Annotated in this window: 18 protein-coding genes; 16 read left to right on the top strand and 2 right to left on the bottom strand. The window is 60.7% G+C overall.

What is annotated here, in order from left to right; all coding sequences use genetic code 11:
- Positions 1-54: 54 nt before the first annotated feature.
- The 5 genes from HX899_RS34485 (at position 55) to HX899_RS34505 (ending at position 7708) form a co-directional block, all read left to right on the top strand.
- The gene (locus HX899_RS34485; RefSeq protein WP_181294533.1) at positions 55-762 is read left to right on the top strand and encodes an SDR family NAD(P)-dependent oxidoreductase; all 708 of its coding nucleotides are present in this window, start codon (positions 55-57) and stop codon (positions 760-762) included.
- A 237-nt stretch (positions 763-999) separates the two neighbouring features.
- Positions 1000-2133 (top strand): calcium:proton antiporter, encoded by a 1134-nt coding sequence (locus HX899_RS34490; RefSeq protein ID WP_181294534.1) that lies wholly within the window; start codon positions 1000-1002, stop codon positions 2131-2133.
- Between the two features lie 129 nt (positions 2134-2262).
- Entirely contained in the window at positions 2263-3027 is a 765-nt protein-coding gene (locus HX899_RS34495; protein ID WP_138334962.1) for a DUF4239 domain-containing protein, read from the top strand.
- 272 nt (positions 3028-3299) lie between these two features.
- Entirely contained in the window at positions 3300-4496 is a 1197-nt protein-coding gene (locus HX899_RS34500) for an efflux RND transporter periplasmic adaptor subunit (RefSeq protein ID WP_181294535.1), read from the top strand.
- A gap of 41 nt (positions 4497-4537) precedes the next feature.
- The gene (locus HX899_RS34505) at positions 4538-7708 is read left to right on the top strand and encodes an efflux RND transporter permease subunit (RefSeq protein ID WP_181294536.1); all 3171 of its coding nucleotides are present in this window, start codon (positions 4538-4540) and stop codon (positions 7706-7708) included.
- A gap of 94 nt (positions 7709-7802) precedes the next feature.
- Here HX899_RS34505 and HX899_RS34510 read toward each other — a convergent pair whose 3' ends face one another.
- Positions 7803-8615 carry a hypothetical protein gene (locus HX899_RS34510; RefSeq protein ID WP_181294537.1) on the bottom strand — a complete coding sequence of 271 codons (813 nt, stop codon included), beginning with the start codon at positions 8613-8615 and terminating at the stop codon, positions 7803-7805.
- 266 nt (positions 8616-8881) lie between these two features.
- Positions 8882-11404 carry a methyl-accepting chemotaxis protein gene (locus HX899_RS34515; RefSeq protein ID WP_181294538.1) on the bottom strand — a complete coding sequence of 841 codons (2523 nt, stop codon included), beginning with the start codon at positions 11402-11404 and terminating at the stop codon, positions 8882-8884.
- An 866-nt stretch (positions 11405-12270) separates the two neighbouring features.
- On the opposite strand from HX899_RS34515, the gene HX899_RS34520 reads away from it, so the two are divergent.
- The 11 genes from HX899_RS34520 to nuoD all read left to right on the top strand — a co-directional run bounded on the left by HX899_RS34520 (position 12271) and on the right by nuoD (position 22250).
- Positions 12271-12771, top strand: a complete 501-nt coding sequence (locus HX899_RS34520; RefSeq protein ID WP_181294539.1) for an NADH-quinone oxidoreductase subunit J — start codon at positions 12271-12273, stop codon at positions 12769-12771.
- A complete protein-coding gene (gene nuoK, locus HX899_RS34525) occupies positions 12771-13073 on the top strand; it encodes an NADH-quinone oxidoreductase subunit NuoK (RefSeq protein ID WP_026265523.1) in 303 nt (100 codons plus the stop codon). The genes HX899_RS34520 and nuoK overlap by 1 nt, the downstream gene beginning before the upstream one ends.
- 5 nt (positions 13074-13078) lie before the next feature.
- Positions 13079-14542 carry a monovalent cation/H+ antiporter subunit D family protein gene (locus HX899_RS34530; RefSeq protein ID WP_181294540.1) on the top strand — a complete coding sequence of 488 codons (1464 nt, stop codon included), beginning with the start codon at positions 13079-13081 and terminating at the stop codon, positions 14540-14542.
- Positions 14539-14793 (top strand): hypothetical protein, encoded by a 255-nt coding sequence (locus tag HX899_RS34535; protein ID WP_181294541.1) that lies wholly within the window; start codon positions 14539-14541, stop codon positions 14791-14793. The genes HX899_RS34530 and HX899_RS34535 overlap by 4 nt, the downstream gene beginning before the upstream one ends.
- Positions 14786-16546 carry a Na(+)/H(+) antiporter subunit D gene (locus HX899_RS34540; protein ID WP_181294542.1) on the top strand — a complete coding sequence of 587 codons (1761 nt, stop codon included), beginning with the start codon at positions 14786-14788 and terminating at the stop codon, positions 16544-16546. The genes HX899_RS34535 and HX899_RS34540 overlap by 8 nt, the downstream gene beginning before the upstream one ends.
- A gap of 8 nt (positions 16547-16554) precedes the next feature.
- Entirely contained in the window at positions 16555-18030 is a 1476-nt protein-coding gene (locus HX899_RS34545; RefSeq protein WP_138391159.1) for an NADH-quinone oxidoreductase subunit M, read from the top strand.
- Complete coding sequence (locus HX899_RS34550) at positions 18027-19466, top strand: NADH-quinone oxidoreductase subunit N (RefSeq protein ID WP_181294543.1); 1440 nt, start codon at positions 18027-18029, stop codon at positions 19464-19466. The genes HX899_RS34545 and HX899_RS34550 overlap by 4 nt, the downstream gene beginning before the upstream one ends.
- A 150-nt stretch (positions 19467-19616) precedes the next feature.
- Entirely contained in the window at positions 19617-19982 is a 366-nt protein-coding gene (locus HX899_RS34555) for an NADH-quinone oxidoreductase subunit A (protein ID WP_138334953.1), read from the top strand.
- Positions 19970-20473, top strand: a complete 504-nt coding sequence (locus HX899_RS34560; RefSeq protein ID WP_063474344.1) for an NADH-quinone oxidoreductase subunit B family protein — start codon at positions 19970-19972, stop codon at positions 20471-20473. Before HX899_RS34555 ends, HX899_RS34560 begins: the two co-directional genes overlap by 13 nt.
- Positions 20470-21006 carry an NADH-quinone oxidoreductase subunit C gene (locus HX899_RS34565; RefSeq protein WP_180196782.1) on the top strand — a complete coding sequence of 179 codons (537 nt, stop codon included), beginning with the start codon at positions 20470-20472 and terminating at the stop codon, positions 21004-21006. The genes HX899_RS34560 and HX899_RS34565 overlap by 4 nt, the downstream gene beginning before the upstream one ends.
- 29 nt (positions 21007-21035) lie before the next feature.
- Positions 21036-22250, top strand: coding sequence for an NADH dehydrogenase (quinone) subunit D (nuoD, locus tag HX899_RS34570; protein ID WP_181294544.1), 1215 nt, complete (start codon positions 21036-21038; stop codon positions 22248-22250).
- Position 22251: the final 1 nt, after the last annotated feature.

The following is a 22251-nucleotide window of genomic DNA, read 5'->3' on the forward strand; positions in this document are numbered from 1 at the left end:
GATCAACAATGCGCGGCACCGTCCAGCGCGGGCACCGTCAGGAGATCGATTGTCATGAAAGACCAGAAAGCCGTGATCGTCACCGGAGCCGGCGGCAACCTCGGCAGCGCCGTTGTCCGCGAGCTTGCCAATGCCGGCGCAAAACTCGTCTGCATGAACCGTTCGAGCCATGAGCTGGAAGCCTTGGCCGGCGATCTTCCTGCCTCTACGGAATTTCTGTCGATCGCGGGAACGGATCTCACCGATTATGCTTCCTGTGCCGCCGCTGTCGCCCGGGCCGTCAAGCGCTTCGGCGGCGTGAGCGCATTGGTCAACACCGTCGGTGGTTTCCAGATGGGGCCGGTCGGGCCGGAGGCGCCCGCGCAGTGGGAGACGATGATGACCGCAAACGCCCGCACTGCGCTGACCATCAGCGCCGCGGTTCTCCCGACCATGAAGGCGGCCGGCTACGGCCGTATCGTTCATATCGCTGCCGCGCCCGGCCTGAAGGCCGGCGCCAAGCAGGCCGCTTACGCCGCCTCGAAAGCCGCCGTCATCCGGCTGACCGAGGCGATCGCTGCCGAATGCCGCGACGACCGCATCACCGCCAACTGCATCCTGCCCGGGACGATCGACACGCCTGAGAATCGCGCGGCCATGCCCGATGCGAAGACGGACGGCTGGGTATCGCCGCAATCGATCGCCCGCCTCATCGCCTTCCTGATTTCGCCGGCCGCAACCGTCGTCACCGGCGCGGCAATCCCGGCGACCGGCCGCGAATAACGGAAGACGTGGCGTGATCGATCGCCCGCGATTGCTACTTTGTCGAGATCAGTGGGTGATGACACGACAGAGACCTGCAAGTTTTATTCAGTGACACACGATCTGGCTTGAGCTTCGGTTCGCCTTGAGGCAGCCTCGTCTGCGCCTGCTCATGGGACGGGCAGGAGAACAGCGGGCGGACACCATGGTGTTGATGATCGCATTGCGGCGGCATTTGCCAGAAGGCGGATGGTTTCGATGACGGAGGGTCCGGCATTGCGCGCCGTCGGCGCAACCAGCCTGCTGCGCGAGGAATGGTTCCTCGGCGTCAGCGTCGCGACCAGCCTGGCGTTCCTTACCTTCCAGGAGCAGCTCTTCGGGCAGCTTTCCGATCCCCTTTGGTTCACTGTGGTTTTCGTCTGGCTGTTTGCCGTCGTCCTCGGCTCCGCTCTGTCGGTCGTGCGGCATGCGGATCACCTGGCGGAGCGGTTGAAGGAGCCTTACGGCACCCTCATTCTGACGCTCGCCATCACCTCGATCGAGGTGATGGCAATATCCGCCGTCATGCTTCACGGCGAGAACAACCCCACGCTTGCGCGCGACACGCTCTTTGCGGTCGTCATGATCATCCTGAACGGCATGGTCGGCCTGTCCTTGCTGCTGGGCGCATGGCGGCGACCGGAACAACAGCATAACCTGCAGGGCGCCAACGCCTATCTCGGGGTCATCGTCCCGCTGGCGACCCTGAGCCTGGTGATGCCGACATTTCTTGCAGGCCCAGACGGACAGCATCCATCCGCATCGAGACAACTGATACTGGGTATAATATCGGTCGGTCTTTACGCTACGTTTCTGTTTCTTCAGGCCGGCCGTCATCGGGACTATTTCGCCGACGACAGCAATCGGCACGAGCATCATGGTGAACATGCTCCTCCTCGCGGGCCGGTCTGGCCTCATGCCATTCTGCTTTTCGCCTATATGGGTCCCGTCGTCTTTCTGGTCGAACAGCTTGCGCGGCCGATCGATTACATTATCGAAACCCTGCATGCCCCAACCGCATTTGGCGGTGTTGTCATGGCCATCCTTGTGGCGACGCCCGAGGCAATCAGCGCCGTGCGTGCATCCATCGCCAACAATCTTCAGCGCGCCGTCAACATCTTCCTTGGTTCGGTATTGTCGACGATCGGGCTGACCGTGCCGGCGATGCTTGTCATCAGCCGTCTTTACGGGCACCCGGTAACCCTCGGCCTGGAACATGGAGATCTGGTGATGCTCCTGCTCACTCTTGCCGTTAGCATCATCACCTTTGCCAGCGGCCGCACGCATCTCATGCAAGGTGCTGTCCATCTGGTGCTTTTTCTGGCTTACGTGCTGCTGATTTTCCAGCAATGAAACCCGCCCGATTGCGGCCGCACAAGATCAGGAAAGTAAAGAGTTCCGCGCTTGGTCTGTCTTCCGCTATGATAGCAGCACAGCTTGCAAGGTGACTGCAGGACTTACGTGGCGATACGGAGACAGGGCTTGGGCTCACTGTTGGTTGGCGGGCTTGTATTTGTTTTCCTGTCGATGGCAACATCGTTAGGATTGATGGTGCGCGGCCGCTTGCCGGATCACCATCTCAATGCAGAATCCAAGGACGTCATCAGGCTGGCGACCGCAGTGGTGGGAACGCTGTCGGCCCTGGCGCTCGGCCTTCTGATCGCATCCGCCAAGTCGTCCTATGACAATGCCGAAGTGGAAATGAGAACGGCGGCGGCACGGGTACTTCTGCTTGACCGGGTCATGGCGCAATACGGGCCGGAAACCGACAAGGCACGTCAATTGCTGCGTGAACTCATCGAGAAACGGCTGAGCCGTGGCTGGACTGCCGAGACCATCGACGAGACGTCCGGCAATGCGCCGGGGGAATATCAGGATATCGAGGCGGTTCAGGCCGACCTTCGATCCCTGGCGCCGAGGGATGCCGTGCAGCACTCTCTCCAGGCGCGTGCGCTGGAAGTGAGCGGCATGGTGGCCGAGACCCACTGGCTGTTGGTCGAATCCGGCAAAGAGGGCTTGCCCTGGGCTTTTTTGACCGTTCTCGTCTGTTGGCTTTCGCTGCTCTTTGCGACCTTCGGGCTGCAGGCGCCGGCCAATCCGACGGTGCTGTCAATTCTACTCGTCTGCGCCCTGTCCGTCGCCGGCGCCATCTTCCTGGTTTCGGATATGGCGAACCCATATGTCGGGCTGATCCGTGTTTCGGATGCACCACTACAGTTTGCCATCGAACGGCTGGGGAAACCATAGCCGCATCATGGCATCCGTCGAGGACGAGCTCACAGTTTAATTGTGCACCAGCAGCTATTGCAATTTTTAGCAATGCCGCGACATAATATCGCATGCCCGGAACTTTTCGGAGAGGGGTCGTCTCCACCGAGGCACGCATGAAGACTACGGCGCCGCGCGTCTATTCAGACGCGCAAAGGACGCAGTATCTCGTTGAAATTGCTTCATAATTCAACAAACCGATTCGATTTGATGAATTATGTAGTAGGCTCGTAAACATCGGGGCGGCGGCAATGCGTGTGAGATTGTATCAGGGTCTGCACCTGTCTGTGGTGCTCGCCGGCATGGCAATTCTCAGTGGCTGTGAGGAAAGCGGCAATACTTACGTTGCCCCTCCTCCACATTCGGTTCGGGTCGCCCAGCCGATCCAGCAACCGGTGACGCTCTATTTCGAACTCACCGGCAACACGGCGCCGCTCAACTCCGTCGATATCGAGGCGCGCGTCCAAGGCTACGTCCAATCGATCGACTATCAGGACGGCATGACGGTGATGAAGGGCACCAAGCTCTTCGGAATTGAGCGCAACACCTATCAGGCGCAACTGGATCAGGCGAAGGCGTCACTCGCCTCGCAGCAGGCTTCCCAAGTCGGCGCAAAGCAGGAGTATGACCGCCAGCTCAATCTGTCGAAGCAACAGGTCACCACCCAGACCGCGGTCGACAGCGCCAAGGCGACCCTCGACGAAGCGAATGCATCCATCCTCAACGCTCAGGCCAATCTCGATCTCGCGACGATCAACCTCGGATATACGGAGGTGCTTGCCCCGTTCGACGGCACCGTCACCGATCACCTCGTCGATATCGGCGCGCTCGTCGGCGTATCCGGTCCCACCAAACTCGCCAGCATCGTTCAGACGGATCCGCTTTATGCCTATTTCAACGTCAGCGAAACCCAGGTGCTGATGATCAAGGAAACCCTGGCAAGGCAGGGGCGCACCTTCAAGCAGACGGATCTTCCAAGCATTCCGGCAGAACTCGGCCTGCAGACCGAGGAAGGCTACCCGCATAAGGGACATCTCGATTACGTCTCGCCGCAGCTCGATGCCTCCACAGGCACGCTTCAGGTGCGCGCCCTCTTCGACAACAAGGACCACGCCATGCTGCCCGGTCTCTTCGTGCGGGTTCGGGTGCCGGTCGGCCATAACGACAAGGCTCTGCTGGTGCGCGACGACGCCATCGGGACAAACCAGCTGGGCAGCTACCTGCTTGTTCTCGGCAAGGACGACGTCGTCGAGCAGAAGCAGGTCAAGACCGGCCAGCGTGAAGGTCCGCTTCGGGTTATCCAGTCCGGCCTCGATCCGACTGACTGGGTGGTGACCCAAGGTATCCAGCAGGCCATTCCCGGCAGCAAGGTCACCCCCGAGAAGATGGAAATGAACCCGACGGCCAATGCCGCCGGCGATGCCAAGGCCAAAACCACCACGCAATGAATCCGCCGCCATGCTTCATCTGAACGTCTAAGGACAACAGCATGATCTCGCGTTTCTTCATCGAGCGACCGATACTCGCCAATGTTCTGGCGTTGGTTTTCGTGCTCATCGGCGCGGTGGCCCTGTTCCAGCTGCCTGTGGCGCAATATCCGAATGTCGTTCCGCCGACGGTGCAGGTGACGACGCGCTTCCCGGGCGCCAGCGCCCAGACCCTCGTCGATACCGTCGCGCTGCCGATCGAGCAGCAGGTCAACGGCGTGCAGGACATGCTCTATATGCAGTCGACGAGCGCCAGCGACGGCACCTATTCCCTGACCGTGACCTTCGCCATCGGAACGGATCCGGACCAGGCCCAGGTTCTGGTGCAAAACCGCGTCGCCATAGCGATGTCATCGCTTCCCGAAGCGGTGCAGCTTCAGGGTGTGACGACGCAAAAGAAGTCGACGGCGATCCTCGGCTTCGTCAGCCTGACCTCGCCCGACAGCCGCTATGACAGCCTGTTCCTGTCGAACTACGCCGTCATCAATCTGCAGAATGAACTCGCCCGCCTGCCGGGTGTCGGCAACGTCACGGTGTTCGGTGCCGGGCAGTATGCCATGCGCATCTGGATGGATCCGAACCTGCTGCAGGCACGCGGCCTGACGCCACAGGATGTGGTCAGCGTCGTGCAGCAGCAGAGCCAGGAGGTTGCCGCCGGCCAGATCGGCATTCCGCCGGTGCCGAAGGGGCAGGTCTTCCAATACACGCTGAACGTCAATGGCCGATTGAACGAGGCGGCCGACTACGAAAACATCGTCGTCAAGGTCGAAAGCGGACAGGGCGGCCGCATTACCCGCATCCGCGATATCGGCCGCGTCGAACTCGGCGCCCAGACTTACAGCCAGTCCTTCATGCAGAACGGCCGGCCGGCAGCCGGTATCGGCATTTTCCAGCTGCCGGAGGCGAATGCCATCGCGGTGGCCCAAGCGGTGAACACGAAAATGCAGGAGCTCTCGAAGAGCTTCCCGCCGGGCCTCGAATATCACGTGCCGTTCGACACGACGAAATTCGTCGAGGCCTCCATCGACGAAGTTTACGTCACCTTGATCGAGGCCGGCGTTCTCGTTCTCATCGTCATTCTCGTTTTCCTGCAGGATTGGCGGGCGATGCTGGTGCCGGCGACCACAGTTCCGGTCACCATCATCGGCGCCTTCGCGGCCATGGCGGCACTGGGCTTCACCGTCAACCTGTCGACGCTGTTTGCCATCGTTCTCGCCATCGGCATCGTCGTCGATGATGCCATCGTTATCGTCGAGGGAGTCGCCCGACACATCGAGGCGGGCATGTCCGGCCGAAAGGCGGCCGAAAAAGCGATGGAGGAACTGCTCGGCCCGGTCATCGGCATCACGCTGGTGCTGATGGCCGTTTTCATTCCGGCCGCCTTCCTGCCCGGCCTGACCGGACAGCTCTACCGGCAATTCGCGCTCGTCATCGCCGCCACGGCACTGATCAGCGCGATCAATGCCGTCACGTTGAAACCGACGCAATGCGCCCTTTGGCTGCGGCCGCCGGCCGCGCCCGAGAAACGCAACATCTTCTATCGCGGCTTCAACAGGGTCTATGACAGGGGTGAACGCAGCTATGCCGGGCTGATCGGATCGATGACCCGCCACAGCGGCATCATGGTCATAGCAGCACTTGCGCTGATCGGTGTCGCCGTCTGGGGGCTCGCCCGGCTGCCGACTGCGTTTCTGCCCATCGAGGATCAAGGCTATGTGCTGATCAGCGCGCAGTTGCCAGATGGCGCGTCGAAGGAACGCACGGACACGGTGATGGAAGAGGTCGGCAAGATCGCCGAAGCCACGCCCGGCGTCGATCAGGTGCTGACCATCAGCGGCATTTCCGTTCTCGACAACAATGCCAGCCTGCAGAATGCCGGCGTCGCCTATGTCGTGCTGAAGGATTGGGACGAGCGCGGCAAGGAAAAGGGACAAGATCTGCTGTCGATCTACCAGCATCTGAATGGCGCGCTGCAAAGTGTGCTGGCCGCCAAGACGCTGGTGGTCGTGCCGCCTCCGATCCAGGGCGTCGGCAATGCCAGCGGCTTTACCATGCAGGTCGAGATCAGGAACGGCATTTCCGACTACCCGCTGCTGCAATCGCTTGCCGATACGATCGTCAAGAACGGCAGTGCCCAATCGTCGCTGCAAAGGCTGAGCACGCCTTTTCGCTCGAACGTGCCGCAACTCGCGGTTTCCGTTGATCGGATAAAAGCGGAGACGCTGGGAATTACGGTGGGCCAGGTCTTCTCCGCTCTCTCCGGCTATGTCGGATCGAGCTATGTCACCCAGTTCAACAAATTTGGCCGCACCTTCCAGGTCTATGCGCAAGCCGCTTCCGACTTCCGGGTCAGCGCTGAAGACATCCGCAATCTGAAGGTCAAGGCCGGTGACGGCACGATGGTGCCGCTCGGCACGGTCGTCGATGTCACCACGACACAAGGCCCCTCTCTGATCAGCCTCTACAATCTCTACCCGTCCGCAACCATCGTTGGCGGGCCTGCCGCCGGCTTCAGTTCCGGCCAGTCGCTCGACGTCATGGAGCAGATTGCCGATCGGACACTGCCGCCGGGCACAGGCTTCGAATGGACGGCGCTGTCCTATCAGGAGAAGGCCGTGGGCGGGCAGATCTATTTCATCTTCGCGCTTGCCATGCTCCTCGTCTATTTCGTGCTCGCGGGTCAGTATGAAAGCTGGATCTTGCCGCTGGCAGTCCTTCTCGCCGTGCCGCTCGCTCTGCTCGGCACGGTGGCAGCACTCATGGCAGCCGGCGTTGCCAACAACCTTTATACGCAGATCGGCCTTATCCTGCTGATCGCGCTTGCATCGAAGAATGCCATCCTCATCGTCGAATATGCTAGAGAAAGGCGGGCGGAAGGCATGGAAATACTGGATGCGGCCGTCGAGGCCGCCCGCTTGCGTTTCCGGCCAATTCTGATGACATCCTTCGCCTTTATCCTCGGCGTCCTGCCGCTCGTGCTGGCGACCGGCGCCGGCGCATCCGCCCGCAAATCGATCGGCATATCGGTTTTCAGCGGCATGATCGCCTCGACCTGCCTCGCCGTGCTCTTCGTACCCTCCTTCTACGTCGTGCTACAGCGCCTCGAAGAATATTGGAAAGGACGCACAAAGACCGCAGGCCTGGCGGAAACGGAGATATCGAAGGTTCAGTAAGGCTGTCGCAACGGTCTTTCGCGCGACCACCTACGGTTTCGCGCGGAAGCAGGTTGCCGTTGGGGGCGCTTCACAGCGGAGGTTCGAACAGACCCTATAGTCCCGAGGTCAGCACCCTATGACAGGCAGGCGACACGCGTTGCAGATTGTCCCGCAGGCAAGCCATAGCTCGCCCTCCGCCCAAAGGCACCATGCGACACAGCGCCTGAAAATCCGATCCGCAGGTTTCGCGCAGGATCATCAGTTCCTCGCGCGGCGAGAAGGCCGGCATCATGGCTCGAGGAGCAGGCGTGGTCGCAACCGTCGCAGCAGCACCGCCGCTGGCTGGGGTTGATCCGGCTGATCCTCCCCCCGCTGGCCCTCCCAAGGCCGCAACGGCTTGCTGGCACGGCGCCGATAGAGCGGCATTGTGCTGCTGCAGGCAGCTGAGTGCTTCGGTGCCGCCCGGTGTAACGCCGGAGCATTGCGCCATGAAATCGCGTTGGCAGGCCGATTTGACGGCGTTGCGCTGCGCCTGCGTCGGCTGATGCGCCGGTGCGCCCGTCGCCGGCGCCGGACTGGTCGCCCCAGTGGTTGCTGGCGCCGCCGGAGCCGGCTCCGCGGATGTCGACTTGGGTTTGGAAATCGCCGCCACCGCCTTCCGGCAACCAGCCGAAAGCGTGGCGCTATGCTGCTGCAGACAAGTGAGCGCCTCGATACCGCCCGGCGTCACCCCTGAACATTGCGCTATGAAATCGGATCGGCATTCCGCCCTGATCGCATTGCGCTGCTCTTCAGTCGGCGCCTGCGCGGACGCGACACCTGCAAAGAGCACCATTGCGCAGAGCGCTGGCAATCCCGAGATACCAAACAGAAGACGACGCCGTCCATGCGGAGCCGTCAGCAGAGAAGATGCCCATTTTCGCATTATTCCTCCCCCCTATAAATATTTAATCTACTTCATGAAATCGAACGCCCTGCTGAATAGGATAATAAACGCCCGCCAATTGGAGGGACGTTGCTTGCCACTGCGAAAATATTAAACCGCCGGCTCCACGTATATTAGAATATTGCTATCTTAGCAACTATCGTGCACCTGAAAACTGATCAAGGAAACGTATCACTCATCAGCCTCCTGATCGGAAACCATACACCGCAAAGCAAGTTAACAGGTTCTGCGAATACATGCTGCCTTCATGCCGCAGCCTCGTACCCTCTTGAAGCCGGGCTCTCGTGGCCTTCAAGCCGAAAGCGTGCAATCATGTCGGTAAGTGCAAGCGCCTCGGACGATAGCTGTCTGGTGGCAGCATTCGTCTCTTCCACCATCGCCGCATTTTGCTGCGTCATACGATCAATATCGTTCACCGATGCGTTGATCGAATGGAGTGTCGTTGCCTGGTCGCGGCTTGACGAGGCGATGAGTTCGATATGACCGACGATGTGGACGATCTCGCTGGAAATCTCCATCAGCGCATTGCCGGTGCGGCCGACGAATTCGGATCCGGACGCAACCTCGCGGACGGAATTGTTGATGAGCTCGCCGATTTCCTTGGCTGCGCGCGCCGATCGCTGCGCCAGTTCCCGCACCTCCTGCGCCACGACAGCAAAGCCCTTGCCGGCCTCACCCGCTCTTGCAGCTTCGACTCCCGCGTTTAGGGCCAAGAGATTGGTCTGGAAGGCAATAGAGTCGATGGCGCTGACAATCTGAACGATCTTCCCGGACGCGTCCTCAATCCGTCCCATGGCGGAAACCGCGTTTTGGACCACTGAAGCCGAGGCGTCGGCGCCCTGTTTGGCGCGTTGGACAAGCGCAAGTGCTGCTGCTGCCCGTCCTGAAGAGGTGTTGACGGCGGAGGAAATCTCCTCCACTGCCGCTGCGGTTTCCTCAAGTGCGGCCGCCTGCTTTTCCGTTCGGCTGGCCAGGTCATCAACGGCTTCCGCCATCTGGCGGCCATTGTCGCTGATCAGGGAAGACGTCTCGCGGATATCGCAGAGCGTCTCCCTGAGACCCGCCACCGACATGTTGAAATCGGTGCGGATCCGGTCGAGTTCGGGGGCAAAGAGTTTATCGATCGAAAAATTCAACTCCCCGTGCGACAGCCGCGTGAGTCCCTCTGCAAGCGCTTCGATTGCGGCATCAACCTGGACCTTGGCGCTACGTCGCTCGAGTTCGTTGCGGGCGCGCTCAGATTCCGCATCACTACGCGCGATCTCGGCCTGTTGTTCCATTTCGACATTCGATAGCGCATTTTGTTTGAAGACGGAAAGCGCACGAGCCATTTCCCCGATCTCGTCGCCCCGTGCCTCACCGGTAATTGCGGTATCGAGCCTTCCCTCTGCGATCTTGCGCATCGCTGCGGTAATCTGGGTGATCGGTCCCTTCAGGGTGACGACCAGCGCGGCACCCGCGGTCATAGCGATCAGTATGCCGATGACAATCGCGCCGCCGGATATCCTATTGGCCTGTTGACGATCCTGCCCAGCATTTTGCCTCTGTGTCTCGGCGAATTGAGCAAGCAGGTTCCAGGTGTTGTCGATCTGCCCAGCAGCGCTGTCGAACTCAGCCAGCTTGCGCACCGCACCTTCGGAGAGCGCTGCCGCGTTCGCCGCAAGCAAATCGAGGACGGGTTGAGCCTTCTTCGGAATTTCGGCAAAGACCGGATCGTCGTTCACCACGCCGGCGAGACGGCCGAGCTCGGTCTGATACATGTAGATCGACTGCTGGACTTTCTTCACTCGCGCGTCGTCTGGATTGCCGGCGAGTTCGGCGAAGCCGACGCGGATCTCGTTATTGCTGTTAACGATGGCGCGCAGTTCGTTGCCGACATTCGTCGCCTGAGAGATATCCTTGTCCGACGCGGCAAGCGCAAGCACGGAGGTCCGCATCAGATCGTCGCCAATCGTCTTGAGACTGTCGCCAGTTGCAGCAAGATTGGCGACGGCGGCATCCGTTGTTGGGACATCCAAAGTGTCAGGCGACACCTTCGAAGCGTTGGCGATGGCATCCACAGCAGCGGCATACTGCGCGGCGAGGGCTTCGGTCGCCACAGCAGGCGAAAGCTGCTCCTTGGCCTTTTGCAAATCGGGCGCATATTTGGCTAGCAGGCTAACTTTGTCAGCCGGCGTCGTCGCGTTCGCATAGTCATTGCGAAGTTTTGTCGCGACACTGGCGGCGGCGCTGATGGAAACGGAATTGCTCAGGCCGCTCTTGTTGGCATTTTCCATCTTTTTCGCACTGGCCATCAGCATGAACGAGCGCTTGCCAACCTGCCCTTGCAGGTCAAGAAGTGCCGCGGAAGCAGCGTCCACATCACTGAGAATTTTCTGCTGTCCCGTTTCGATTTGCCAAATCGCTTCGATCTTTTGTGGAATGATTTGCGATTGATCAAGCGCCCGGTCAAGAAGCCCCACATCAGTCGTCGGCCTTAGCCTCTCGATCGTCTGCTTCAGGTTTGCCAGTTGCTCTCGGGCGTCCGCAAGCGCGGTATCACGAGCTTCCTGCGACGGCTTCATCAGAAAGCCGGTCATGCTGGAAGAAACATGTTTGAACCCGTTCAGGGACTGCAAAACATGGTTGGAGATCTCCATCCGTCCCTCGAGAAGGCTGGACGCGTAGTACCCCGTCAGTCCCACTGCGCATAGGCTAATGACGAATGGCGCCAAAAGTACGAGCACCTTCGTCTGAATGCGAACCCGCGACATCAAACCATTTACCACGAATGCACCCTCGCCACCGATTGGAGCTAAGCTGTCATTCTTTGTTTAAGAACCGATAAATGGGTTGATTCGAGAACTATGCACACTTCACCTATCGAGGCGAGGACGTGGTTCAGACGCTCGAACGGGCATATAGGCAGATCGGCCATTCATCATCGCCTGGCCTTGTTGCGCCCCCTGCTGAGGGGTTAACTCCTCGATCACATCTGGAAACGCAAAAGCCCTCCTTGTCGGAGGGCTTTTGCATTTTGGTCTCTGGAGTGTATTGGGGAATCTGGTTGCGGGGCATGCTTTGCCCCGTTCGGGTCTTAAAACAGTCCAGTGGACTGTTTTATCGGGCGAGGCCCGAGCGACCGCTCACCCTTCAGGTTATGAGCCTGGCGAGGCGAGGCGGATAAGTAATCGATCCAGTGAATCGATTGTCCGCCGAGCGGGCTGCTCCACGAAGAGCGTTTGATTTTTGGAAGGAAGTTTGGTTTCGGTTTCAGGATTTGTGTTTTCTGTCCCGCTGCGTCGGCTTCGCCTTCTTGCGGGGGCCTGAAGCCACAGAGACTTGTAACTTCGGCGAAACAGCCGGTGTTATTTGGAAGAAATTTCCCACTACGCCGTGACAAAACGTCGGTACCGACCGGCTCAAGCCATTTGCCTATGGAACAATAAAATCGGTACGGCGCTATCGAAAGCGCGCGCTTCGCAAGCGACCTTCGCCACATCCGGACCGACCCGGTCTTGCTCCGCCAATGACAATAATCTTGTGAAAAATCCAATATTAGGGCACAATTTGTGAACGCATCGGAAGTTGCGGCGCAATCTCAAATCCGGCCGTCTCGCGCCGGGTAGCGGTTCGCGTCGGAGGGTCGGCGTCGATGGATCCGGGGTTCTTTCTTCTGTTCGCTACGGTGTCCGTGATCACGGCCCTGACGGTGATCTTGGCCCGGAATCCGGTGCACAGCGCATTGGCGCTGATGGCGTGTTTCCTCAACATCTCGGCAATCTTCGTTATGCTCGAGGCGCCGTTGCTCGCGGTGATCCAGATCTTCGTCTATGTCGGCGCGATCATGGTCCTGTTCCTGTTCGTGATCATGATGATCGATGTACGTGAAGCGGTGTTGCAGCGGTTCTTGCCGGGCCGCAACCTGCCGGCCATGGTGCTGCTCATCCTGCTTGGGATCGAGATGCTTGTGCTGGTGCTCTGGAGCGACCGCTTTTCGATCACGGAGCCCGCTGCCATGGGCGGCGGCGATCAGATCAGGCAGCTCAGCACGACACTTTTCGCCGACTATCTCCTGCCGTTTGAAGCTGCGTCCGTCATCCTTCTGGCCGCCCTGGTCGGCGCCATCGTGCTGGCGCGGAAGGAGCAGGGATGATGGTTCCGCTCTCGTGGTACATTCTACTCGGAGTGGTCCTGTTCGTGATCGGAGCAGCGGGCGTGCTGGTCAGGCGCAATATCCTGGTCGTGCTGATGTCGCTGGAGCTGCTGCTCAACTCGGTCAACATCAATTTCATCGCTTTCGGGCGTTACTACGGCGATTTCCGCGGGCAGATCTTCGCGATCTTCGTCATCGCAATCACCGCGGCGGAAGTTGCCGTCGCCCTCGGTATCCTGGTCGCCCTCGTGAGGAACAAATCCACCCTCAAGGTCGACGAAGTGACCATGATGAAAGGATAGCGGCTTTGGACCCGGTGATATCGATCCGGCCGCTGCTTCCCGTCGCCATAGCAGGCCTGGCGGCCCTTGCCGTTCTCCTTCTGCACAACCGCGAGAAGCTCCGCGATATCGTCTCGCCGCTCGCTGCAATCGCCATGTTCGCGATTGTCGTCTCGATGGCGCCCACGGTGCTGGCGGGCGGGACGGTCGATTTGCGCCTGTTCGAGATTTTGCCGGGGATAGACTTCGCTTTCCGGGTAGATGCGCTCGGCATGGTATTCGCCACCGTCTCGTCGCTTTTGTGGATCGTGGCGGCGATCTATTCCATCGGCTACATGCGCCACTTGAACGAGCATGCGCAGACTAGGTTCTTCGCCTGCTTCGCCACCAGCCTCGCGGCGGCCGTCGGGGGCGCCTTTTCCGCCAATCTGTTCACGCTGGTGATCTTCTACGAGATGCTTAGCCTCGTGACCTATCCGCTTGTTTACCACCACGAGGATGAACAGGGATGGGCGGGCAGCCGCAAGTACCTCGTCTATTTGATGGGCGCGTCGAAAAGCCTGCTTCTCGCCGCGCTGGCGTTGACCTACCACATTGCGGGGTCGCTCGACTTTGTGGCGGGGGGGCTGCTCTCGCGGGTCGATGCCTCGGCCCCGATGCTTACTGTCGTCTATTTCTGCTATCTCTTCGGTTTTGCCAAGGCTGCGGTGATGCCGATGCACGCCTGGCTGCCTGCCGCGATGGTGGCGCCGACACCGGTCAGCGCGCTCCTGCATGCAGTGGCAGTGGTCAAGATGGGCGTGTTCTGCGTGCTGCGGGTGGTATTCCACATTTTCGGCACGGGACTGGTGGGCGGGCTGGGGCTGGGCACCGCCACGGCCTATCTGGTCTCCTTCACGATCCTGATGGCGTCCGTCTATGCCCTGACGCGGGACGACCTGAAGGCGAGGCTCGCCTATTCGACGGTCAGCCAGCTCTCCTACATCGTTCTGGGCGCGGTTCTGTTGTCGCCGGTCGCGATGGTCGGCGGCATCCTCCACATTGCGGCTCATGCGTTCTCCAAGATCACCCTCTTCTTCTGCGCCGGCTCGATCTTTTGCGCGTCGGGAAAGCGGAATATCAGCGACATGGCCGGCATCGGCCGCAGGCTGCCTTGGACGATGGGTGCTTTTTTCGTCGCCTCGCTGAGCATGATCGGGGTGCCGCCGACCGCGGGCTTCGTCAGCAAGTGGTATCTGGCGCGGGGCTCGGTGGAGGCGGGCGAAATTGCGTTCCTGGTCGTGCTCCTTGCGAGCTCGGTCCTGAACGCAGCTTATTTCCTGCCTGTCAGCTATGCCGCTTTTTTCGGGACGGAAGCGCAGGAGAGCCCGGCGACGGTCCGTGAAATTCCGATGATGACGATCCCGCTGGTTGCGACCGCCATCTTGTCGGTGTCGATGGGCATCTTTCCCGGCTATTTCCTCGCCCTGGCGGAAGGAGTTGTCAGATGATTAAGCGTGTCGTCGACTTCTTTGGTGACGAGGAACATGCGAGCGAGCGCCGCCGGCTGTTCTATCTGGTGCTCGTTCTGATCGTCATCGCCGACTTTCTGGTCCACCGCGAACACGCCGAATACCTGTGGGACCGCCTGCCGGGCTGGTCGGCCGTCTACGGCTTCTTATCCTGCGTGCTGCTGATTTTCGTTTCCAAGTTCCTCGGCCATCGGGCTGGGCTCATGCGGCGCGAGGACTATTATGACTGACTTCGTCCATCCCGCCCTGCTGTTCATTCTCGGCGCCCTGCCGATCCCTTTCCTGAACGGATCGATCCGCAAAGCCTATCTGCTGCTGATCCCGGCGCTGGCGATCCTCGCCGTGCTGACGGTACAACCGGGAAGCTACGGCGCGACGCAGTTCATCGGGCAGGAAATCCTCATCGCCAAGGTCGACAAGCTGAGCATCGTCTTCGCCACCGTTTTCACCATCATGGCGCTGATCGGAACGGTCTATGCGCTGCACCTGCCGCGCCCCGGCCAGCATGTCGCTGCATTTGTCTACGTCGGCAGCGCCCTCGGCGTCGTGTTCGCCGGCGACTACCTGACGCTCTACCTGTTCTGGGAAGGCATGGCGTTTGCTTCTGCCTATCTGGTCTTCGCCCAAGGCGGCCGACAGGCGATCGCCGCCGGGTTCCGGTATCTCATGGTCCATATCACTGGCGGCGTCGTCCTACTTGGCGGCGTCATCCTCTACGGGCTCTCGACTGGCTCGCTGCTCTTCGGCCCGATCGCAGGCGAGATGGGCGTCGGCGCTTACCTGATCCTTGCCGGGTTCATGCTCAACGCCGCTGTGCCGCCGCTCAACGCCTGGCTGACCGACGCTTACCCGGAGGCGACTGTCACCGGCGCGGTGTTCATGAGCGCCTTCACCACCAAGACCGCCGTCTATGTGCTGGCGCGGGCGTTTCCGGGAACTGAACTTCTCGTTTGGCTCGGCACCGCGATGGCGCTCTACGGCGTCGTCTACGCGGTGCTGGAGAACGACTGCCGGCGGCTACTGGCCTATCACATCGTTAGCCAGGTGGGCTACATGGTGGCGGGCGTCGGCGTCGGCACCGAGATGGCGGTGAACGGGGCCACCAGTCATGCCTTCGCACATATCCTCTACAAGGCGCTCTTGTTCATGGGTGCTGGGGCGGTGATTTACGTCACCGGCCGGCGCAAGCTCACCGAGCTTGGTGGGCTCTACAAGACCATGCCGGTGACCGTGGCGCTCTACATGGTTGGCGCTTTCGCGATTTCGGCATTTCCATTCTTCTCGGGCTTCGTCACCAAGTCGATGGTGGTGGCCGCCGCCGGACAGGATCACCGCGCTGTGATGGTGCTCGCGCTGACGATGGCGTCGGCGGGGACGTTCCTGCACACCGGACTGAAGCTGCCATACTACATGTTCTTTGGCACCGACCGTGGGCTGGAGGCGCGGGAGCCGCCCCGCAACATGCTGGTTGCGATGGGCATGGCGGCGGTGCTCTGCATCGCGATCGGGGTGTTCCCTCAGCCGCTTTACGATCTTCTGCCCTATCCGGTGGACTACGAACCTTACACCGGCGTCCATGTCACCGAGAGCCTTGGCGTGCTGATGTTCACCGCCTTGGGTTTTGTCATATTCCTCAGGGCGCTCGACCCCGAGAACACGATCAGCATCGACACCGATTGGTTCTACCGCAAGGGCGCACGGGTCTTCATGTGGATCGCCGGAAAACCGCTGGCGCGCTACGAGAAGGCGGTGAGCGACGTGTCCGAGACTGCTGTGTTGCCTTTCCTGCATGGGGCGGCGCGAATGGGACTGCGGATCGATGTCACCGGCGTTGACGCCGTCGTGAACGGTGTCGCCCGCTTGACCCTGCGCGGCGGCGGGGCGCTGCGGCGGCTCCAGACCGGCGTCGTGACCCATTACGTGCTGGCGATGATCGCCGGTGTGATCGCAGCCACCGTCGTCTTCGCCGTGGCGTGGCGGTAGGGGGTGCGATGGAGTTCCCGCTACTCAGTCTCATCATGTTCACGCCCGTCGCCGGGGCGGTGGTTCTGATGTTCCTCCACAGCGACGATGCGGTGCGGTGGACAGCGCTGGGTGTCACCGTCCTCGACCTTGCTCTCTCCATCGCTATGCTGGCCAGCTTCGACACAACGACCCACGCGATGCAGTTCACCGAGACGCACCCGTGGGTGCCGGCACTCGGGATAACCTATGCGCTTGGTATCGACGGGATAAGCGCGCTCTTCGTGTTCCTGACAGCGCTGTTGGGCTCTATCTGCGTGCTCGCCTCGTGGGTCGCGATCGATCGCAAGGTGAAGGAGTTCATGGTCAGTCTGCTCACCATGCAGGCGCTGATGCTGGGGGTGTTCTGCGCGCTCGACCTGTTCCTGTTCTACGTCTTCTGGGAGGCGATGCTGATCCCGATGTACCTGATCATCGGCGTCTGGGGTGGCGAAGGCCGGGTATATGCGGCGCTCAAGTTCTTCCTCTACACGCTGGCGGGCAGCCTCCTGTTCCTCATCGGTGTCATCGTGCTCTATTTCAACGGCGGCGAGACCTTCGACATCCTCGCGCTGACAGCGCAGGATTTGCCGTTCCCGGTCCAGTCCTGGCTGTTCTTCGCCTTCCTGATCGCCTTCGCCGTCAAAGTGCCGATGGTGCCGGTCCATACCTGGCTGCCGGACGCCCATGTGCAGGCGCCGACGGCAGGCAGCATCATCCTTGCAGGGGTGCTCCTGAAGATGGGCGCCTACGGGTTCCTGCGGTTCTCGCTGCCGATGCTGCCGGAGGCGTCGGTGTATTATTCGACGCTGATGCTTTCGCTTTCGGCGCTTGCGATCGTCTATGGCGGGTTGCTTGCGCTGGCGCAGGACGACCTGAAGAAGCTGGTGGCCTATTCCAGCATCAGCCACATGGGCTTCGTGACGATGGGGATTTTTGCATTGAACCTGCGCGGGCTCGAGGGCGGCATCCTGCAAATGTTCAATCATGGCGTAACGACGGGCGCCCTGTTCCTGTTCGTCGGCCTGATTTACGAGCGGACACATACGCGCAGCATCGCCGAATATGGCGGGTTGATGAAGGCGGCGCCGGTCTACACAGCGTTTCTCGCGCTGTTCACCCTATCGTCGATGGCGCTGCCGGGAACGAATTCGTTCATAGGCGAATTGCTGGTGTTGTCCGGCGGGTTTGCGGCCAACCTGGCCGTCGGCGCGGCGGCCGTTTTGGGCGCGTTGCTGGGCGCGGCCTATCTGCTTGGCATGTACAGGAAAGTCGCGCTCGGTCCCGCCAGCGTCGGCGCCCGGTTCAAGATATGCGACGTGAACGCCCGCGAGATGGCAGCGATCCTGCCGCTGGCCGTGTTAGTGCTGTGGGTCGGGCTCTATCCGAAACCCTTTCTCGGCATCATCGACGTCTCGGTGAAGCATCTGCTGGCTCAGGTGCACGATAAGGGGAGCGGCCCATGACCGCCGCAGCACTTTTCCAGTCGGCTCTCGCAAGCCTGCCCGAGATCGTGGTGATCACTGGAGCCTGCATCCTGCTGATCCTGGGACAACTTGTGCGCAGGGGGCAGGAATATTTCCTGGTCTGGGCTTCCGTCGCGATCGTGCTGATTGCCGCCTTGGCGACACTCATTCTTGCGAGCGAGGTGCGGCCGGCCTATACGGGCATGTTCGTCGCCGACCGCTTCGCGGTCTTCTTCAAGTTCGTGTTCTACCTGGCCACCATCCTGACATTCCTCCTTTCGCGAAAATATGCGGATATCGAGGGGATCGGGAGCAGCGAATACTATGTCCTGCTGCTCTTTGCGCTTTCGGGAATGATGATCATGGCCTCGGCGACCGATCTCCTCTCGATCTATGTGGGCCTCGAACTGATGGTGCTCTGCACCTATGTGCTGACCGGATTCCTGCGACGAGAGCGGCGGTCAAACGAAGCGGCGCTGAAATACGTGATCCTTGGCGCGGTCTCGACCGGGATTTTCCTTTACGGCGTTTCGCTGGTCTACGGGCTCACCGGTACGACGCAGCTGGACGGGATGGCTGCGGCGGTCACCGGCGATCCGCTCGATCCCGGATTGCTGCTGGCGGTGGTCTTCATCGTCGCGGGGCTGGTCTTCAAGGTCGGCGCGGTGCCGTTCCATATGTGGTTGCCGGACGTCTATGAAGGCGCGCCGACGACGATCACCGCCTTCATGTCGGTCGGCCCCAAGGCGGCGGGGTTCGCAGTGATCCTGCGGGTGTTCCTCAACCCGCTGGTAGCAGCCTCGGACGTTTGGATCATCGTCGCGGTCATTGCCGTGGTGACGATGGCGCTCGGCAGTTTCGTGGCGCTGGTGCAGGATAATTTCAAGCGGCTCCTCGCTTATTCCAGCATCGCCCATGCCGGGTTCGCCCTTTTTGGCGTGGTGGCCGGCGGTGCCGACGGGATCGCCAGCGTGATGCTCTACCTGCTGATATACTCTTTGATGAATCTCGGCATTTTCGCCACCGTCATCATGATGCGGAACGGCAATTTCTCGGGCGAGGTTATCGAAGACTACTCGGGTTTCGCCAAGTCCCGTCCCGGGCTCGCGCTTCTGATGCTGCTCTATCTGTTCTCGCTCGCCGGCATTCCGCCGACGGCCGGGTTCTTCGCCAAGTTCTATGTGCTGGTCGCGCTCGTCGAGCGAGGTTTCGTCATGCTGGCGGTGATCGCGGTGCTGCTGAGCGCCGTCGCCGCCTACTTTTACATCCGCATCGTCATGGTGATCTACATGCGCGAGCCGGAAAGGACGTTCGACCCGGCGCTGACGCCCTCGGTGCGCGCCACGCTCGCCTTCACCGCCTTGGGCACCATCGGCATCGGCCTGTTTCCCGCCTGGTTTCTGAGGCTTGCTCAAAACTCGGTGTTTGGCGGCTGACCGATTGAATTTGCAATGATCTGCCCGACGGAATAAACTCGAAGCTCAAGAAAGGATTGCCCAAGTCGATTCCCCGGGGCGACCGCATTACGGCCCTGAACAGGGGCGGCGGCCCGAGAAAAGCCTGCAGTGGGCAACCGGTGCAGTGATATGACTGCAATGGAATTCTTGCCGGTTCTTTTCATGGTCGCCGGAGTTGTTCTGGTGACAGGGGCGACGCTTTTTGTCTCCTCACTGCTGCGCCCGTCCAATCCCTATCCCGAAAAGAACATGCCCTATGAATGCGGCATGGACCCAGCAGGCGACGCCGCCGGGGGCCGCTTCAGGGTGCAGTTCTTTATTCTCGCGATCCTGTTGGTCGTCTTCGATGTCGAGACGATGTTCCTCTTTCCCTGGGCCGTTGTCCTGAAAGACATCGGGCTCGTCGGTTATGTCGAGATGTTCGTCTTCATAGTGCTGCTTCTTGTGGGCTTCGCCTACGCCTGGCTGAAGGGAGCGCTGGAATGGGAGGCGTAAACAATGCGATCCGCGACAGCGTGCTGTTCACCACGGCCGAGAGCGTTATCAACTGGAGCCGAAAATCGGCGCTGTGGCCCGAGACCTTCGGAATTGCCTGCTGCGCCATCGAGATGATCTCGGCGGGGTGCGCCCGCTATGATCTCGACCGGTTCGGCGTGGTGTTCCGGCCTTCGCCGCGCCAGTCCGACGTGATGATCATCGCCGGCACCGTGACGCGGAAATTCGCTCCCGTCGTGCGCAGGCTCTATGACCAGATGCCGGAGCCGCGCTGGGTTATCGCCATGGGCACCTGCGCTATCTCGGGCGGGGTCTACAATACCTATGCCGTGGTGCAGGGAGCGGAGACCTTCGTGCCGGTGGACGTGCATGTGCCCGGCTGCCCGCCGCGGCCCGAGGCGCTGATGCATGGATTCCTGCTACTTCAGGAGAAGATCAAAAAATCCCGAGCACTGGCCGGGACTCCTCTGGGTCGGGTTGCAGCGTCATGAGTGTGGAGACGCCCCTCATCTGCACTACGATCACGGAGCGTTTCGGCGAGGCAATCGACGATCTTGGCTTCGCGCATGGTGTACATGCCTTCGCCGCTCCGCCTGACATGATCGTCGAGCTTTGCCGGTTTCTGAAGGAACACCCGGCGTTGCGGTTCAACTTCCTGTCGGACATCTGCGGGGTCGATCATTATCCTGAGATGCCACGCTACGAGACGGTGTACCACCTCTATTCGCTACCGAACAAATTGCGCGTTCGCATCAAATGCCGCCTCGCCGATCCGCCGCGGGTCCCGTCGGTGACGGGGATCTGGCGAACCGCCAATTGGCATGAGCGCGAAGCCTGGGATATGTACGGGATCAGGTTCGAGGGCCACCCCGATTTGCGCCGGATCTACATGTGGGAAGGGTTCGAGGGCTTCCCGCAGCGCAAGGATTTTCCGCTCCGTGGCTACAAGGACAAGCTGAACCCGTTTGGCGCCGAAGGCACGCCACCGACGCAGCCCGACCTCGCCACCAAGAACATTCCATAAGGGAGGCCGCTCCACGCCGGGAACTTAAAATGACCGAAGTCACCGAATTGATCAGCCCGCAAGGCGAAGCGTTCGACACCAAGGAGGTGCTTCTCAATCTCGGCCCCCAGCACCCCAGCACGCATGGGGTTCTTCGGCTCGTCCTGGAATTGGACGGCGAGTACGTCAAGCGCGTGGATCCACACATCGGCTACCTCCATCGCGGCACCGAAAAACTGGCGGAGAGCTTCACCTACACCCAGATTTTTCCGCTCACCGACCGGCTCGACTACCTCTGTCCACCGTCGAACAACCTCGCCTTCGCGCTGGCGGTGGAGAAACTCCTCGGCATAGAAGCACCGATCCGCGCACAATATATCCGCGTGATGATGGCCGAGCTGGCGCGGATCTCCGGCCATGTCTTGATCACCGGCGCGCTGCCGATGGACCTCGGCGCCATGACCGCCTTGCTTTACGCCATGCGGGAGCGCGAAATGATCATGGACCTCCTGGAAATGATCAGCGGTGCGCGCATGCACACGTCCTTCTGCAGGGTTGGCGGAGTGCGCGAGGACCTGCCTGACGGTTTCCTTCCCAAGATCAGGGAGTTCTGCGACATCTTCCCGAACCGGATCCGCGACTATGAGCGGTTGCTCGAAAACAACCGGGTGTTCCTGAAGCGCACGCAGGGGATCGGCGTGATCTCCGCCGAGGACGCCATCGATCTTGGCCTGAGCGGTCCGAACCTGCGCGCTTCGGGCGTCGACTGGGACATCCGTCGCGACGAGCCCTATGAGATCTATGACCGGCTCGACTTCAACGTCATCACGCGCGACGAGGGCGACTGCTATGCGCGCTGGCAATGTCGGGTCGAGGAAATGCGCGAGAGCGTCCGGATCATCGAGCAATGCCTCGACCAGATGCCCGAGGGGCCGTTCCAGATCGACATGCCAACAATCGCCTTCCCGGTGGACAAGGACAAGGTGCATTGCTCGATGGAAGCACTCATCCAGCATTTCGACCTGTCGGCCTATGGCTTCAAGGTGCCGAAGGGCGAGGTCTATTCGGCGATCGAGGCGCCAAAGGGCGAGCTTGGCTTCTATATCATCAGCGACGGGTCGCCAAAACCATTCCGCATGAAGGTGCGGGCACCCTCGTTCGTCAACCTTCAGGGACTGTTCGGGGTGACCAAAGCCCGCTATCTGGCGGACATGATCGCCGTGCTCGGCAGTCTCGACCCAGTGATGGCGGAGGTGGACAAGTAGC

The sequence above is a fragment of the Rhizobium sp. WYCCWR 11146 genome (assembly GCF_013591995.1).
Lineage (GTDB): Bacteria > Pseudomonadota > Alphaproteobacteria > Rhizobiales > Rhizobiaceae > Rhizobium > Rhizobium indicum.